General features: G+C 61.9%; 11 protein-coding genes. 6 read left to right on the top strand and 5 right to left on the bottom strand.

Features of this window, described 5'->3' with window-relative positions; all coding sequences use genetic code 11:
• The first annotated feature begins 308 nt into the window (after positions 1-308).
• The 3 genes from gabD (at position 309) to ACMGF5_RS07810 (ending at position 4607) form a co-directional block, all read left to right on the top strand.
• The gene (gene gabD, locus ACMGF5_RS07820) at positions 309-1751 is read left to right on the top strand and encodes an NADP-dependent succinate-semialdehyde dehydrogenase (RefSeq protein WP_046788207.1); all 1443 of its coding nucleotides are present in this window, start codon (positions 309-311) and stop codon (positions 1749-1751) included.
• A gap of 178 nt (positions 1752-1929) precedes the next feature.
• The gene (gene gabT, locus ACMGF5_RS07815) at positions 1930-3207 is read left to right on the top strand and encodes a 4-aminobutyrate--2-oxoglutarate transaminase (protein ID WP_012316754.1); all 1278 of its coding nucleotides are present in this window, start codon (positions 1930-1932) and stop codon (positions 3205-3207) included.
• A 137-nt stretch (positions 3208-3344) separates the two neighbouring features.
• Positions 3345-4607 carry an HDOD domain-containing protein gene (locus tag ACMGF5_RS07810; protein WP_414157698.1) on the top strand — a complete coding sequence of 421 codons (1263 nt, stop codon included), beginning with the start codon at positions 3345-3347 and terminating at the stop codon, positions 4605-4607.
• A gap of 30 nt (positions 4608-4637) precedes the next feature.
• Here the strand turns inward: ACMGF5_RS07810 and ACMGF5_RS07805 are convergent, their stop codons facing one another.
• Positions 4638-5624, bottom strand: coding sequence for a GGDEF domain-containing protein (locus ACMGF5_RS07805; protein WP_115273137.1), 987 nt, complete (start codon positions 5622-5624; stop codon positions 4638-4640).
• A 141-nt stretch (positions 5625-5765) separates the two neighbouring features.
• Entirely contained in the window at positions 5766-6950 is a 1185-nt protein-coding gene (gene desA, locus ACMGF5_RS07800) for a delta-9 fatty acid desaturase DesA (protein WP_046788210.1), read from the bottom strand.
• A gap of 147 nt (positions 6951-7097) precedes the next feature.
• On the opposite strand from desA, the gene dibA reads away from it, so the two are divergent.
• A complete protein-coding gene (dibA, locus tag ACMGF5_RS07795; protein ID WP_115273136.1) occupies positions 7098-8993 on the top strand; it encodes a phosphodiesterase DibA in 1896 nt (631 codons plus the stop codon).
• Positions 8994-9055: 62 nt separating this feature from the next.
• Here dibA and tcyN read toward each other — a convergent pair whose 3' ends face one another.
• From tcyN to tcyJ, 3 genes are read right to left on the bottom strand one after another with little or no spacing between them, the layout of a single operon-like run.
• Positions 9056-9814, bottom strand: coding sequence for an L-cystine ABC transporter ATP-binding protein TcyN (gene tcyN, locus ACMGF5_RS07790; RefSeq protein ID WP_046788212.1), 759 nt, complete (start codon positions 9812-9814; stop codon positions 9056-9058).
• Between the two features lie 2 nt (positions 9815-9816).
• Positions 9817-10485 (bottom strand): cystine ABC transporter permease, encoded by a 669-nt coding sequence (gene tcyL, locus ACMGF5_RS07785; RefSeq protein ID WP_039603142.1) that lies wholly within the window; start codon positions 10483-10485, stop codon positions 9817-9819.
• Complete coding sequence (gene tcyJ / locus ACMGF5_RS07780) at positions 10482-11276, bottom strand: cystine ABC transporter substrate-binding protein (RefSeq protein WP_012316741.1); 795 nt, start codon at positions 11274-11276, stop codon at positions 10482-10484. The genes tcyL and tcyJ overlap by 4 nt, the downstream gene beginning before the upstream one ends.
• A 269-nt stretch (positions 11277-11545) precedes the next feature.
• Between tcyJ and epsC the strand changes: the two genes are divergently transcribed.
• Positions 11546-12478 (top strand): serine O-acetyltransferase EpsC, encoded by a 933-nt coding sequence (epsC, locus tag ACMGF5_RS07775; RefSeq protein ID WP_174141987.1) that lies wholly within the window; start codon positions 11546-11548, stop codon positions 12476-12478.
• Between the two features lie 245 nt (positions 12479-12723).
• Positions 12724-14685, top strand: coding sequence for a choline BCCT transporter BetT (betT, locus tag ACMGF5_RS07770; RefSeq protein WP_217433396.1), 1962 nt, complete (start codon positions 12724-12726; stop codon positions 14683-14685).
• The last annotated feature ends 1 nt before the right edge of the window (position 14686 follow it).

Raw genomic sequence — 14686 nt, 5'->3', positions numbered from 1 at the left:
TGAAGGCTAGCCAGTGGGGCTGGTTCGAGCGTAAGCGAAAGGTTTCGGGATCTTGCCGGGCTGGTAGTAGTCTGTTTCACGGTGAGGGGTGTCGGTTGGTCCTCCCCTCACATTTGCCTGCGCGCAGTCGTCTACCCTGTAGGGGTTCCTGCCGGCAGCTTTCGGATAGGCTGTGCAACCATTCGTTCTTTTTTTCGAACAGCCTATTGTCCTATACCCCAGCAGCCGCTTAGCATTCGTTTGAGATTTCAAACGCTCGATGCCCTGCCTTGGGCGCTTTTCAACAATCAACAATTCGGGAAGCCGACATGCAGCTCAAAGACGCTCAGTTGTTCCGCCAGCAAGCCTTCATCAACGGTGAATGGCTGGATGCGGACAGCGGCCAGACCATCAATGTGACCAACCCGGCCACAGGTGAAGTCATCGGTACCGTGCCGAAGATGGGCTCTGCGGAAACCCGCCGCGCCATCGAAGCTGCCGACAAGGCCCTGCCGGCCTGGCGTGCACTGACCGCCAAAGAGCGCTCGAACAAGCTGCGTCGCTGGTTCGAACTGATGATCGAGAACCAGGACGACCTGGCTCGCCTGATGACCACTGAACAAGGCAAGCCACTGGCCGAAGCCAAGGGCGAAATCGCCTACGCAGCCTCGTTCATCGAGTGGTTCGCCGAAGAAGCCAAGCGCGTCTACGGTGATACCATCCCGGGCCACCAGCCTGACAAGCGCCTGATCGTCATCAAGCAGCCGATCGGCGTTACCGCGGCCATCACCCCGTGGAACTTCCCGGCGGCGATGATCACCCGTAAAGCCGGCCCGGCCTTGGCCGCTGGCTGCACCATGGTGCTCAAGCCTGCTTCGCAAACCCCGTACTCTGCCCTGGCCTTGGTCGAGCTGGCTACCCGTGCCGGCATCCCGGCTGGCGTGCTGAGCGTGGTGACCGGCAGCGCTGGCGAAGTTGGCGGCGAGCTGACCGGCAACTCCCTGGTGCGCAAACTGTCCTTCACCGGCTCGACCGAAATCGGTCGCCAGTTGATGGAAGAATGTGCCAAGGACATCAAGAAGGTTTCCCTGGAGCTGGGTGGCAACGCCCCGTTCATCGTGTTCGACGATGCCGACCTGGACAAGGCGGTAGAAGGCGCGATCATCTCCAAGTACCGCAACAACGGCCAGACCTGCGTTTGCGCCAACCGTATCTATGTGCAGGACGGCGTCTACGATGCCTTCGCCGAGAAGCTCAAAGCTGCTGTGGCCAAACTGAAGATCGGTAACGGCCTGGAAGACGGCACCACCACTGGCCCGCTGATCGACGGCAAGGCCGTCGCCAAGGTTCAGGAACACATCGAGGACGCCGTCTCCAAAGGCGCCAAGGTGCTGTCCGGTGGCAAGCTGATCGAAGGCAACTTCTTCGAGCCGACCATCCTGGTCGACGTGCCGAAGACCGCTGCCGTCGCCAAGGAAGAGACCTTCGGCCCGCTGGCGCCGCTGTTCCGCTTCAAGGACGAGGCTGAAGTCATCGCCATGTCCAACGACACCGAGTTCGGCCTGGCCTCGTACTTCTATGCCCGCGACATGAGCCGTGTGTTCCGTGTTGCCGAGGCGCTGGAATACGGCATGGTGGGTATCAACACCGGCCTGATCTCCAACGAAGTCGCGCCGTTTGGCGGCATCAAGGCTTCGGGCCTGGGCCGTGAAGGTTCCAAGTACGGCATCGAGGACTACCTCGAAATCAAGTACCTGTGCATCAGCGTCTGATGCGCTGAAGGCTTTACCTCTGCCAGCGGGGCGCGAGAGCGACGTCTCGCTGGCTTTTTTGACATCGCAGCACCTGGTGGCCAGGGCGTTCACGGCAGTCGATCAACGAATACTGTTCGCGAACACTCCCAGCCACCCCCGAATAAAAGCGCCGCTGATCGGCGCAAATGAGGGCATTATGAGCAAGACCAACGAATCCTTGATGCAACGTCGTGTAGCCGCCGTCCCACGTGGCGTAGGCCAGATTCACCCGATCTTCGTCGAAAGCGCGAAGAACTCGACCGTGATCGACGTTGAAGGCCGCGAACTGATCGACTTCGCCGGCGGCATCGCAGTTCTGAACACCGGCCACCTGCACCCGAAAGTGGTTGCCGCTGTTCAAGAGCAGCTGACCAAAGTCAGCCACACCTGCTTCCAGGTACTGGCTTACGAGCCTTACGTAGAGCTGTGCGAGAAGATCAACAAGCTGGTCCCAGGTGACTTCGACAAGAAGACCCTGCTGGTTTCCACCGGCTCCGAAGCCGTTGAGAACGCCGTGAAAATCGCCCGTGCCGCCACTGGCCGTGCTGGCGTGATCGCCTTCACCGGCGGCTACCACGGCCGCACCATGATGACCCTGGGCCTGACCGGCAAGGTTGTGCCGTACTCCGCAGGCATGGGCCTGATGCCTGGCGGTATCTTCCGCGCCCTGTTCCCGAGCGAACTGCACGGTGTCAGCGTTGACGACGCCATCGCTTCGGTCGAGCGTATCTTCAAGAACGACGCCGAGCCGCGCGACATCGCCGCGATCATCCTCGAGCCGGTACAGGGCGAAGGCGGCTTCCTGCCAGCGCCTAAAGAGCTGATGAAGCGCCTGCGCGCCCTGTGCGACCAGCACGGCATTCTGCTGATCGCCGACGAAGTACAGACTGGCGCTGGCCGTACCGGCACCTTCTTCGCCATGGAACAGATGGGCGTCGCGCCGGACCTGACCACCTTCGCCAAATCCATTGCTGGCGGCTTCCCGCTGGCCGGTGTTTGCGGCAAGGCCGAGATCATGGACGCCATCGCTCCGGGCGGCCTGGGCGGTACTTACGCCGGTTCGCCGATCGCCTGTGCCGCGGCTCTGGCCGTCATCCAGGTGTTCGAAGAAGAGAAGCTGCTGGACCGCAGCAAGGCAGTAGGTGAGCACCTGACCGCTGGCCTGCGCAAGATCCAGGAAAAGCACCCGATCATTGGCGACGTCCGTGGTCTGGGCTCGATGATCGCTGTGGAAGTCTTCGAAAAAGGCACCCACACCCCGAACGCCGCTGCGGTCGCCCAAGTGGTTGCCAAAGCCCGTGACAAGGGTCTGATCCTGCTGTCTTGCGGTACCTACGGCAACGTTCTGCGTATCCTGGTTCCGCTGACCGCCGAAGATGAGCTGCTCGACAAGGGCCTGGCCATCATCGAAGAGTGCTTCGCTGAACTGGCCTGATGTGACACGCTTCATGAAAAAGCCCGCTTAGGCGGGTTTTTTTTGTGCCTATTAAAGGCCCTTGGCGCTATGGTTGTGGCAGGACTTGCTTTGGAAGCTGCAACGGATTGCGTGTCAGGGATATTCAGGAGTTGGCCATGAACGCTGCAGACCCCACCCCACCTTGCGTACTGATTGCCGAAGGCGATCCCTGGGTGCGCGACATGCTGCGTGAGATGCTGCTCAGCGTGCGCTGTGATGCCCGGCTGCAGGTGTGCGCCGATGGCTCACAGGCGCTCACGGCATTGGCCAGCAAGCCTGATCTGATCATCGCTGCCCGTGAGCTGGCAGGTGTCGATGGCCTGGACCTGTTGCGCAAGGTGCGCGCCAAGGGGCCGGGGTTGCCGTTCATTCTCATGAGCAACCGCAGTGACAGTGCCAGCGTGCGTGAGGCGCTGCCGCTGCACCCCACGGCTTACCTGAGCAAGCCACTGAACATGGGCAACCTGCGCAAGCGTCTGGAAGAGCTGCTGCTTGAAGTGGGTGAGCAGATCGCCTGCCCGGTGCCACCGTTGCAGCCAGGGGCGAGCCTGCCGGCCTTCCTTGAGCAGCGCCGCGCCACCGCCGATGGCGGGCCGCTGTTCGCCGACGTGCAGGTGGCGATCAAGCGCGCGCTGAACCCGCAGGGGCTGGACCTCAAGGTGCTCGAAGAGGAAGTGCGCAACGACCCGCAGGTTACTGCCGTACTGATCGCTGCGGCCAACAGTGCTGCGCTGCACCGCGACGCTCCGGTGCAGACCCTGCTGCAGGCGCTGAACAAGCTTGGCAGCACGCAGAGCATGAACCTGATTCTGGGCCTTGCCCTCAAGCGCAGCGCCCGCCTTAGCGACCCGCTGCTGGCGCAGCAGGCGGCGCATTTCTGGAACCTGTCGCTGCATACCGCCGAATACGCTCGTTCGCTGGCGCGCATGCTTGAGCTCGATGAAGAGCTTTGTTACTGCGCCGGGCTGTTGCACTGCCTGGGTGACCTTGCGGTGCTGCGCTGCCTGCAGGAGTGGCGGCTGGCCGGTGGTGACCTGCATGATGGCTTGGTGCAGGCGTCACTGCGCGACTTCGGTGCAGCATTCGGTTCGGCGCTGCGAACCCGCTGGCGCTTGCCGCTGGGCCTGCGTGAGCTGATCGCAGCAATCTATCAGTTGGGCGGTGGGGTGTATTCGCGGGAGATCCTGGCCATGAACCTGGCAGGGCAACTGGCAAGGCTGCCGGCGGGTCAGGGGTTGGAGAAGGTGGCCGACAACAAGACCGCGCGCTTGCTCAAGGTTGGGTTGGCGCAGTTGAGCCGGTTGCGCAAGGTGCAGAACCCTGAGGTAAAACCGCAAGATGAAGAGCCGCCTGTTCCCGAAGAAAAGGTGCCGACCTGAGTTTTGGGGCCGCCGTGCGCAGCCACTGGCTCAGCCCCGCACGATCTGATTCTTGCCCTGCCGTTTGGCCCGGTACATCGCTGCATCGGCCCGTGCGAAGAGGCTGTCCAGTGAGTCATCCTCATCCGTTAGCCCGGTCAACCCCTGGCTTACCGTCACTCCATACACCTGCTCGCCATGGCTGAAACTCAGCCGCTGAATCTCGCGCTGCAGGCGCTCGGCAATCTGCTCGGCGACCTGCGCATTGCAGCCGGGGAACACTGCGGCAAACTCCTCGCCACCAATACGCCCGAACAGGTCGCCGCGGCGCAGCACTGCCTTGCCGCTGTCGGCAATGCGTTGCAATACCTGGTCGCCTTCCTGATGGCCGTAGCTGTCGTTGATCTGCTTGAAGTCATCGATGTCCAGTAGCAGGAACGCCAGTGGCGTGCCGTCTTGGCGTGCGCTGTCGAAGGCTTGGCCTGCACATTCGAAAAAGTGCCGGCGGTTGCTGCTCTGGGTCAGCACGTCCGTGGTGGCCAGGCGATGCAGCTCGCCCTCAAGCTGCTTCTTGTCGGTGATGTCTTCGGCAATGCCGACGATTATCACCCGGTCACCTTCCTGCTGCTGGTTGATGTAGCACTTGTCACTGAGCCAGCGTACCTGGCCGTTTGCATTGAGAATGCGGTACTCGCGGTCTTCAACCGCGCCTTTGATCAGCACCTGGGCCAGGCTGCGCTCGGCGTATTCCAGGTCATCGGGGTAGATGCTGTCGCGCCATTCGTTGAAGTCCGCCAACACCAGGCTCGTGGGGCGGCCGAAGATGCGTTCGTAGGCGGGGCTGACGTAGAGCACCTGGCGTGTTTCCCAGTCGAACGCCCAGAGCACCGCGTTGACGCTGTCGAGCAACGAGCTGTAGAGCTGTTCACGTTCGCTCAGGCGAGCCACTTCGCCTTGGGCATGCAGCAAGGCCAGCAGTATTTGGGCTGCCTCGGGAGCTGAATTGCCGGGCAGCGTTGAATGGATGTTCTTGGCCATGTGCACGGAGCGGCTCTCGACGGGTAAGCGTGCGGCCAAAGACCGGCCCGCCACGCGGGCGATGTGCCGGCTTTGAGTGGTTTTTCAGGGGGGAAGTTCCAGCGTGCACGCCCCGTTGCGGGGCGTGCCGATCAACGGTGCTCAGGCGCCGTTCGGGCGCAGGGAGTAGGTTTTCAACTGCGCTGCGAAGTCGTGCAGGGCGTGAATGCCACTGGCTTCCGCCTCGTGCACCCAGTCTTTCATGGCGGCCAGCATGTCGTGACCATTGGCGCTGGTACGGGCCCAGATCTGCTGCAAGGCCAAGCGTTTCTCATAGATGGTCTTGAGTGCCTGGCTCTGCTCAAGCAGGGACTCGATGCGCACATGGTGACGCTCTTCGAGCAGGCTGGGTTCCCGCGACAGCAGGCGTTTGGCCCGGCGGAAGCGATGGCGTACCGAGGCGTCGACCTTGGCCAGTTCCTGTTTGACCAACGGGCCGATCACCAGCTTGCGGTATTGGGCCATGATCTGGAAACGGTTGTTGAGGATGGCCATGGTGGTGTCCATGTCCAGGTTGGCCTTGCCTTCGACGCGATGGGCGATAGGCGCCACCCGCTGTACTTTGGCCAGGCGCAGCAGGCACAACAGGCGTATCCAGGCCCAGCCGGCATCGAACTCCCAGCGCTTGACCGACAGCTTGGCCGAATTGGGGTAGGTGTGGTGGTTGTTGTGCAGTTCTTCGCCACCGATGACGATGCCCCATGGCACCAGGTTGGTAGCAGCGTCGCGGCACTCGAAGTTGCGGTAGCCCACCGCATGGCCCAAGCCGTTGACCACACCCGCTGCCCAGAACGGAATCCACATCATCTGCACCGCCCAGATGGTAATGCCGATAGTGCCGAACAGCAGCAGGTCGAGCACCGCCATCAGGGCGATACCGCCATGTTTGTAGCGTGAGTAGAGATTGCGCTCGATCCAGTCATCCGGGCAGTTTTTGCCGTAGATGCGCAGGGTTTCGGGGTTGAGTGCTTCTTCCCTGTAGAGTTCGGCGCCTTTGCGCAGCACCGTGCCCAGGCCTTTGTGCACTGGGCTGTGCGGGTCGTCCGGGGTTTCGCACTTGGCGTGGTGCTTGCGGTGCACTGCTGTCCACTCGCGGGTGTTCTGCGCCGTGGTCAGCCACAGCCAGAAGCGGAAAAAGTGCTTGAGCGCGCCATTGAGCTCCAGGGCACGGTGGGCGGAGTAGCGGTGCAGATAAATGGTGACGCTGATGATGGTCACGTGAGTCATCAGCAGGGTAACGCCAACCAGTTGCCAGGCCGACAAGTCGAGCAGACCGTAATACCACATAGGTGTCAAAACCCTCGAAGACACAGGGGAAGGCTCTGATTATCCCTTGGCAGGGAAATAAAACCAGTCACCCTTGCAGATAGGACGTCACGGCATGTTTCTGCCTCTATAATGCCCCATCATTTTTCATGGACTTTTGTTGCCGACATGTCTGTTTCCGTTCGCGACGCCTTGCGCATGGCCGCGCTGTATCTGGTGCTCTCGATCCTCTGGCTGGTGCTGTCAGAGGTGGTTTTGCGCAGCATGTCTGAAGACCCTCTGGCCTTGGCCGTGGGGCGGCAGATCAATGTTGTTCTATGGGTGCTGGCCAGCGCGGGGCTGATTTTCTTTACCCGTGCCCGTCTGCTCAATTTCATCGGTGTCGGCGCACGGCTTCGCAGCGAAGACCGCGCCCGCCTGCGTATGGCCGCAGCCGTGTTCGACAGTACCCTGGAGGGCGTGCTGGTCACTGACCGCCAGGGGCTGATCGTGCACGTCAACCGTGCCTTCATGCGGATCACGGGTTACCAGCAGGACGAAGTGCTCGGCCAGCGCCCGAGCAAGTTCAAGTCGGGCCGGCACGGCGTGCCGTTCTATCAGCAGATTTATGCCACCCTGGCAGAGAAGGGCGAGTGGAGCGGGGAGATATGGAACCGGCGCAAGAGCGGTGAAATCTACCCGCAATGGCAGACAATCCGCGCCATACACGATGATGGCGGTGAGATGACCCATTATGTCGCGGTTTTCAGCGACATCAGCGCGATCAAGCATACCGAGCAGGAACTGGCCTACCTGGCCCATCACGACCCCCTTACCGGCTTGCCCAACCGTCTGCTGTTCAACGACCGGGCCGAGCAGGCACTGGCTTCGGCACAGGCCAACAAGCGTGGATGTGCTTTGTTGCTGCTTGACCTTGACCACTTTCAGAGCATCAACGACGGCTTGGGCCACACCATCGGTGATCAGCTGCTCAAGCTGGTAGGCGAGCGTCTGGCCGAGGTGGTGGGCAATGGCGTGACCTTGGCGCGCCTGGGCGGTGACGAGTTTGGTGTGCTGGCAGAGAACTGCCAGCAGGTCGGCCAGGCCGGCAAACTGGCACAGGCGCTCATCGAACGCATGCGTGAACCGTTCGAGTTCGACGGGCATCGGCTGTTCATCAGCGTCAGCGTTGGCATCAGCCTGTTCCCCAGCGATGCGTTGAGCGCCGAACAGCTACTGCGCAACGCCGACTCGGCGCTGTTCAAGGCCAAGCACAATGGCCGCGCCTGTTACGCGCTGTACACCGAAGAGCTGACAGCACACGCCCAGCACCGGGTGGAAACGGCAGGCGAGCTGCGCCGTGCGCTGGCGCAAGACGAACTGCGGGTGTTCTACCAGCCGGTGTTCGACCTGTTCACCTCGAAGATGGTCGGGGTGGAGGCACTGGTGCGTTGGCAGCACCCGCAACGTGGCTTGGTGCCGCCAAGCGAATTCATCCCTATCGCCGAGCGTACCGGGCTGATTGCCGACATCGATGCCTGGGTGCTGCGCGAGGCGTGCCGGCAGATGGTCAGTTGGCAGGCTGACGGGCGCCTGCTCGAGTTCGTTGCGGTCAACATCTCCAGCCGGTTGTTCGGCCAGCGTGAGCTGTACCGGCAAGTGGCCGGGGTGTTGCACGAAACCGGTCTGGATCCGTCGCTGCTGGAGGTGGAGGTGACCGAGAGTGCAGTCATGGAAGACCCCGAAGTCGCGCTGGAGCAGTTGCACCGGCTGCGTGAGCTGGGCTTGAACCTGGCAATCGATGACTTTGGCACCGGCTACTCGTCGTTGCTGCGGCTAAAGCGCCTGCCGGTGCAGAAGCTGAAGATCGACCAGGGCTTCGTCGCCGGCTTGCCGATGGATGACGACGACGTCGCGATCGTGCGGGTGATCATCGCCCTGGCCCGGAGCATGGGCATGCAGGTGCACGCTGAGGGCATCGAGCAGCCGGAGCAGGCCAGGTTCCTGCTGGAGCAGCAGTGCCAGCTGGGGCAGGGCTACTGGTTCGGGCGGCCCGTGCCGGCTGAGGGTTTGCGTTGGAACTGAGTAGGGCCGCTTCGCGCCCCATCGCCGGTTTGCCGGCGATGGGCCAGTGAAACGAATGCCGATTATTCGGAAGCCGCAGTCCCGAGAAACTTGCGCAAGAACTGCCGCGTCCGCTCTTCCTTGGGATTGGCAAACAGCGCCTTGGCCTCGCCCTGCTCTACGATCACCCCCTTGTCGAAGAAGATCACCCGGTTAGCCACATCACGCGCAAAGCTCATCTCATGGGTGACGATGATCATGGTGCGCTTTTCTTCCGCCAGGCCGCGGATGGTCGCCAGCACCTCGCCGACCAGCTCAGGGTCGAGCGCCGAGGTGGGTTCATCGAACAGAATCACTTCAGGTTCCATGGCCAGCGCCCGGGCGATGGCAACGCGCTGTTGCTGTCCGCCCGAAAGGCGTTTGGGGTAGGCGTCTTCCTTGCCTGCCAGGCCGACCTTGGCCAGCAGCTTGCGGCCCAGCTCGATGGCTTGGGCGCGGGGCGTCTTCTTGACGATCACCGGCCCTTCGATGACGTTTTCCAGCGCTGTGCGATGAGGGAACAGGTTGAAGCTCTGGAACACGAAGCCGGCCTGCTGGCGCAAGCGGCGAATGGCACTTTGCTGATTGCCAAGCGGGCGGTTGGCATCGATGCTGATGGCACCGATCTGAATGCGCCCGGCGTCTGGCGTTTCCAGCAGGTTGAGGCACCGCAGGAAGGTGGTCTTGCCCGAGCCGCTGGGGCCGATGATGGCCACCACTTCGCCCGGTTGCACGGTCAGGTCGATGCCGTTGAGCACGGTCTGGCCTTTGAACTGCTTGGTCAGGCCTTCTACTACGATCATCTTCAGTGCTCCTGGTCGTGCTGGTTGACCCGCGCTTCCATGCGGTTCTGGAAGTGCGCGAGGATGCTGCAGAGGACCCAGTAGACCACCGCAACGGCCAGGTACATGGTGAATACTTCGAAAGTGCGCGCAGTGATCAGCTGCGCCTGGCGGAACAGCTCGGGCACCTGGATGGTCGCCGCCAAGGCGGTGTCCTTGACCAGCGAGATGAAGCTGTTACCCAGCGGTGGCAATGCCGTGCGCAGTGCTTGCGGCAGGATCGCCCGGCGCATGGCCTGGGTGCGGGTCATGCCGATGCTGGCGGCTGCTTCCCACTGGCCACGGTCGATCGAGGAGATCGCCGCACGCAGGATTTCGCAGATGTACGCTGCCATGTTCAGCGACAGGCCAATCAGCGAGGCCGGGATCGGGTCGAGTTCGATGCCGATCTGCGGCATGCCGAAGTAGATCACGAACAGCTGCACCAGCAGCGGCGTGCCCCGGAAGAACGACACATAGATGCGTGCCAGCCAGTCCAGCGGCAGGATCTTCGACAGGCGCATCAGTGCCAGGGCAAAACCCAGTACCAGGCCGAAGAACATGCCGCCGACACTCAGCAGCACTGTATAACCCGCGCCCTTGAGCAGGAAGGGCGCGGAATCGACAACGAGTTGCAGGCTTTCAGCGATCATTTGGTGACATCGGCACCGAAGTATTTCTCGGACAGCTTGGCCAGGGTGCCATCGGCCTTGAGCTTGTCGATGGCCTTGTCGATGGCCGCAAGCAGCTCCGGCTCACCCTTGCGCAGGGCCACGCCGCTTTCCAGGCGCGAGAAGGCGTCGCCTGCAAGCTCGGTGTCCTTGGCTTTTTGCGCGTATTCCAGGGCGGCCAGGCGGTCGATCAGGATGGCGTCGATACGGCCGTTGCGCAGGTCGGCGAACTTGCTCGGGTCATCTTCGTAGGTGCGCACTTCAGCGTTCGGAACGTCCTGCTTCACCCACTGTTCGTAATTGGTGCCCAGGCCCACGCCGACCTTCTTGCCGGCCAGGTCCTGCGCGGTCTTGATGTTCAACTGCTCGGCTTTCTTCTTCAGGATCAGCGCCTGGATGCCGGAGACGGTGTAGGGCTCGGAGAAGTCGTACTTCTTCTTGCGCTCCTCGGAGATGGTCACTTGGTTGACCACCACGTCCAGGCGCTTGGATTCCAGCGCTGCAAGGATGCCATCCCATTTGGTTGGCTGGATCTTGGCCTTGACGCCCAGCTCCTTGGCCAGCAGTTCTGAAAACTCGACCTCGAAGCCGGCGAGCTTGCCGTTTTCATCCTGGAAGCTGAACGGCGGGTAGGTGCCCTCGAGGCCGACGTTGATCACGCCTTTTTCCTGGATGGTTTTCAGTTGCTCGCCGGCGAATGCCTGGCTGAACAGACCGGTGCCCAGCAGGATGGCCAAGCTGGCATTGAGAAGCGGTTTGGCGAATTTCGACATGTCAGGCCCCGCGCTTGTTGTGGAAGAGGTGGGTGGCGACTATAGGGTTGGCTTCATAGGCCAGGAAATAATAAAAACTTATTTTGTTATTTCCTTTTTGATCTGTGCCGGGTTTTGGCTGCTTTGAGGGTAGGCGACGATGCCGGGTCCGTCATCGCGGCTTATGCCCGACTTAGCGCAGGATGGAATAAAGCGTTGTTTTTTCCAAGGGGCTGATTTGCCGTAAAGTGGATTGCAAACTATCTGATTGGCCCTGGCAGGAGATCACCGTGAGCGAACAACCTTCATCCGCGCATTGGCAGTTGCACAATATTGTCAGCGGCCTGCGCAGCGCCCGTGAGCAGTGGCGAAGCCACAATGGCCGCAGCATTGGCGAGCAGGGCGGGCGCGAATTGCCCTCGCGCGAGGCCATTCGCCAGGTCCTCGAGCAGTTGTGCGGTGCGCTGTTCCCGATGCGTTTGGGCCCGGTCGACCTGCGCGAAGAGAGCGAGGACTTCTACGTTGGCCACACCCTCGACGCCGCGCTGACCGCGTTGCTGGCCCAGGCACGTCTGGAACTGCGCTATGCCGCGCGCCAGAGCAATGCCGACCTGGCCGCCGTCGATGCCCAGGCACTGCGCCTGATCCAGGATTTTGCCGCCGCCCTGCCAGGCCTGCGCGTGCTGCTCGACACCGATGTACTTGCCGCCTACCACGGTGACCCGGCCGCGCGCAGCGTCGATGAAGTGCTGCTGTGCTACCCGGGCATACTCGCCATCATCCATCACCGACTGGCCCACCATTTGTACCAGGCCGGTTTGCCATTGTTGGCGCGCATCTGTTCGGAGCTGGCGCATTCGGCCACGGGTATCGATATCCACCCGGGCGCGCAGATCGGCCCGAGCTTCTTCATCGACCACGGTACCGGTGTGGTGATCGGCGAGACTGCGATCATCGGTGAGCGTGTGCGCATCTACCAGGCGGTGACCCTTGGCGCCAAGCGCTTCCCGAGCGATGAGTCGGGTACGTTGCACAAAGGCCTGGCCCGCCACCCGATCGTCGAGGACGATGTTGTGATCTACGCGGGGGCGACCATCCTGGGAAGGATCACCATTGGTAAAGGTTCGACCATTGGCGGCAATGTGTGGCTGACCCGGAGTGTGCCGGCCGAAAGCAATATTACCCAGGCCAATCTACAGTTGGATTGCCAGGGCAAGAATTGACCTGAATGCTTCACTGCCTGTACCGGCCCTATCGCCGGTGCAGGAATGTGCCGATCAGCAGCCCGGGTCGCATCGAATCCCGATCCATGTTTAACTTGAACGCTTGTTCAACGAAAAAACGCTGGTCCGCTGCCGGTGTTCAACAGGAGGATTCCTTTGCTGAACCCGTTCATTCCGAACCTCACGTCAATCGACGAGGTGCATGCCCCATGAGTGCACCGACCCCTTCCAACAGCCAGATCCGCATGAACCCTCCGGTGTTCTATTTTGCGGCAAGCTTCATCCTCATCTTCGGCCTGGTGGTCATCGCCCAACCGCAAGCAGCGGGCGACTGGCTCTTGGCAGCGCAGAACTGGGCGGCCAACACGGTCGGCTGGTACTACATGCTGGCCATGACCCTGTACCTGGTCTTCGTGGTGGTCACCGCCTTGTCCGGCTACGGCAAGATCAAGCTCGGTGCCGACCACGACGAACCCGAGTTCAGCTACCTGTCGTGGGCCGGCATGTTGTTCGCCGCCGGTATCAGCATCACGCTGTTCTTCTTCTGCGTTTCCGAACCCCTGACCCACATGCTCCAGCCCCCCCAGGGTGAGGCGGGCACGGCGGAGGCCGGGCGCCAGGCGATGCAGATACTGTTCCTGCACTGGGGCCTGCATGGCTGGGGCGTGTTTGCCTTCGTCGGCATGGCGCTGGCCTACTTCGCCTACCGCCACAACCTGCCGCTGGCTTTGCGTTCGGCGCTGTACCCGCTGATCGGCAAGCGTATCAACGGGCCGATCGGTTACGCGGTAGACGGTTTCGGCATCATCGCCACGGTGTTCGGCCTGGGCGCCGACATGGGCTTCGGGGTGCTGCACCTCAATGCCGGCCTCGACTACCTGTTCGGCATCAGCCATAGCCAATGGGTGCAGATCGCGCTCATCGTCCTGATGATGGGCGCTGCGGTGGCCGTAGCGGTCGCGGGGGTGGAGAAAGGTGTGCGGGTGATGAGCGACATCAACCTGTTCCTGGCCTGTGCCCTGCTGCTGTTCGTGCTGTTCGCCGGGCCCACCCAGCACCTGTTCAATACCTTGATCCAGAACCTTGGCGATTACCTCGGCGCCCTGCCACGCAAGAGCTTCGACGTTTATGCCTATGGCGAAAACCGCGACTGGCTGGGCGGCTGGACGGTGTTCTACTGGGCCTGGTGGATTGCCTGGGCGCCTTTCGTGGGGCTGTTCATCGCGCGTATCTCGCGTGGCCGCACCATCCGTGAATTCGTCTTCGGTGTGCTGCTGATCCCGCTGGGCTTCACCCTGGCGTGGATGTCGATCTTCGGCAACAGCGCGCTGGACCAGGTGCTGAACCACGGCATGACCGCGCTCGGCCAGTCGGCCATCGATAACCCGTCGATGAGCCTGTACCTGCTGCTGGAGACCTACCCGTGGAGCAAGACCGTCATCGCGGTGACGGTGTTCATCAGCTTCGTGTTCTTCGTCACATCGGCGGACTCGGGCACGGTGGTGCTGTCGACCTTGTCCGCCAAGGATGGCGGTGCTGATGAAGACGGCCCGAACTGGTTGCGGATCTTCTGGGGCGCGATGACCGCGCTGATCACCAGCAGCCTGCTGTTCGCCGGCAGCATCGATTCGCTCAAATCGGCGGTGGTGCTGACCTCGCTGCCGTTCTCGTTGATCCTGCTGTGCATGATGTGGGGCCTGCATAAGGCGTTCTACCTTGAGTCGCAGCGCCAGATCGCCCAGTTGCATTCGCTGGCACCGTTCGCGCAGTCCCGCCGTGGCCGTGGTGGTTGGCGCCAGCGCCTGAGCCAGGCGGTGCACTTCCCGTCACGCGATGAGGTGTACCGCTTCATGGACGACGTGGTGCGCCCGGCGATTGCCGATGTGCGCGAGGTGTTCGAGCAGAAAGGCCTGGTACTGGTGACCCAGGATGACCCTAGCCACGACAACGTCAGCCTGAAGGTCGGCCATGGTGAAGAGCAGCCGTTCATCTATCAGGTGCAGATGCGCGGGTATTTCACACCGTCGTTCGCGCTGGGTGGGTTGGGGACGCAGGATTTGAAGAACCGCCGTTATTACCGGGCGGAGGTGCACCTTAGCGAGGGCAGCCAGAACTACGACCTGGTGGGCTACAGCAAGGAGCAGATCATCAACGACATCCTCGACCAGTACGAGCGGCATATGCAGTTCTTGCATCTGGTCAGGTAGA

This window comes from Pseudomonas sp. BNK-15 (assembly GCF_047456105.1).
In the GTDB taxonomy this organism is placed as follows: domain Bacteria; phylum Pseudomonadota; class Gammaproteobacteria; order Pseudomonadales; family Pseudomonadaceae; genus Aquipseudomonas; species Aquipseudomonas putida_E.
The sequence above is the reverse complement of the archived record's forward strand: the minus strand, read 5'-3'. Positions and strand labels throughout refer to the sequence as shown.